The sequence below is a fragment of the Citricoccus sp. genome (assembly GCF_035445025.1).
Classification (GTDB): Bacteria; Actinomycetota; Actinomycetes; order Actinomycetales; family Micrococcaceae; genus Citricoccus.
Genome location: NZ_DAOMPX010000103.1, coordinates 2629 through 4761 on the forward strand (window position 1 = coordinate 2629; position 2133 = coordinate 4761).

Here is a 2133-nt window from a genome sequence, read left to right on the forward strand (position 1 = left end):
TGCTGGCGCTGCAGGTGGCGATCGTGCTGGTCACCGTGCTGGCCGTGGCCGCGGTGGTCCTGTTCGTCCAGGACCGGTACACCCGGGAGCTGGCCTTCGAGGAGGTGGACACCGTGGCCACCGCGATCGCCGCCAACCCGGAGGTCATCGACGACGTTAACGACCCGGACGCCGCGGCGAGCATCCAGCCGATCGCGCACCTGGCCGAGAGGTCCGCGGGAGTCTCCTTCGTCGTCGTGGTCAACCGGGAGGGGTTGCGGGTGGCGCACCCGGACCCGGAGCTGATCGGGCAACCGGTGTCCTCGGACCACGGACCCATCCTCAGCGGCGAGAGCTTCCGCGGGGTCGAGGAGGGACCGGTGGGGGTGACGCTGCGCTCCAAGGTGCCGATCTGGGACGGGGACACCGTGGTGGGCAGCGTGTCCGTGGGCATCCTGCAGTCCGAGATCCGGGCCGACCTGCTCGAGGTGGTGCTCGGCTTCGCGCCCTGGATCCTCGGTGCGGCGGCGCTGGGCACCGCGGTGGCGGCCTGGGCCTCGCGCTACGTGCGCCGGCGGATCTACGGGGCCGAACCGGAGGAGATGGCCGGGCTGCACCAGTCCCGCCAGGCCCTGCTGCACAGCGTGGGCGACGGCGTGGTGGGCGTGGACGAGCACGGCACCATCACCCTCGCCAACGACGAGGCCCGCCGGTTGCTCGGCGTCTCCGCGGACGTGGAAGGACAGCTGGCCGCCGAGGTGCTGGACGAGGACGTCGCCGCCATGCTCCTCTCCCCCGCCGCCGGCCCCGAGGCCACCGGGTTCGTCCTGGCCGGCGAGCGCATCCTGCTCGCCAAGGCCCGGCCCGTGCTGGTCGGCGGCAGACCGGTCGGACGGACGCTGACCCTGCAGGACCGAACCGAGCTCGAGTCCACCTTCCGCGAGCTCGAGGGCCAGCGCAGCATGACCGAGGCGCTGCGCTCCCAGACCCACGAGTTCTCCAACCGGCTGCACGTCATCTCCGGGCTGCTGTCCCTGGGCGAGGCGGCGGAGGCCGAGGAGTACGTCCGCTCCCTGACCGGGCCGCTCGGCAGCTCGGGGACCCCCGACCTCGGCGACGCCTCCCTCACCGCGCTCGTCGGCGCGAAGGCCGCCGTGGCGCGCGAGGCCGGGGTGGAGCTGACGGTGGCCGGGGACAGCGCGGTGGCCCCGGACTGGCGGGCCGACGACGACACCCTCACCGTGGTGGCCAACCTGCTCACCAACGCGATCGAGGCGGCCGGCGACGGCGGCCGCGTCCTCCTCCGGGTCCGCGCCGGTGGTGCGGGGGCGGAGGCGGGCGGCGATGACGGCCGGGATGCCGATCAGGGTGGCGTTGAGGATGCCGGCCGGCCCGGGGTGGCGGTCACCGTGGAGGACTCCGGCCCGGGACTCGACCCGGCCGCCGCCGACCGGCTGTTCCGCTGGGGCGAGTCGACGAAACAGCGCCAGGGCACCGCCGCCCCGGTGGGCGGGCGCGGGGTGGGCCTGGCCCTGGTGGACCGGATCGTCCGACGCCGGCGCGGCCGGGTCGACGTCGGGCCCTCACCACTGGGCGGGGCCCGGTTCCACGCCGCGTGGCCGGGTGAGAATGACCATGAGATGCCCGCGGGCGGCGGCGCCGGCAGTCCAACCGGTAGCGCGGCGGGCAGCGAGGCCATACCGGAGGACCACGGCGCGACGCCGGCCGGCCGGGAGCACCAGGCGGACCCGGAGACGCGGACAGACCAGGAGAGGAGGCTCGGGTGATCAGGACACTGATCGTGGACGACGACTTCGCGGTGGCCGGGATGCACCGGCGCTTCGTGGAGGCCCTCGAGGGCTTCGAGGTGGCCGGCGTGCTGGAGCGCGGGCTGCCAGTGGCCGGGTTCCTGGCCGGGCACGAGGTGGACCTGGTCCTGCTGGACGTGCACCTGCCGGACCGCAGCGGCGTGCAGGTGCTGGAGGACCTGCGCGCGGCGGGATCGGACGTCGCAGTGATCATGGTGACCGCCGCCTCCGAGCGGGACACCGTCCGCCGCGCAGTGGGCCAGGGCGTGGACGGTTACCTGGTCAAGCCCTTCAGCCGCGACGAGTTCAACGAGCGGCTGCTGGCCTTCGCCGCCCTCTACGCCGA

The 2133-nt window shown here is 74.4% G+C and carries 2 protein-coding genes; both read left to right on the plus strand.

Features of this window, described 5'->3' with window-relative positions:
• A partial coding sequence (locus tag PLJ28_RS14890; RefSeq protein ID WP_324590340.1) for a sensor histidine kinase occupies window positions 1-1766 on the plus strand: 1766 nt, incomplete at its 5' end.
• The coding region (locus tag PLJ28_RS14895; protein WP_324590341.1) for a response regulator at window positions 1763-2133 on the plus strand (371 nt) is incomplete at its 3' end. The genes PLJ28_RS14890 and PLJ28_RS14895, both read left to right, overlap by 4 nt.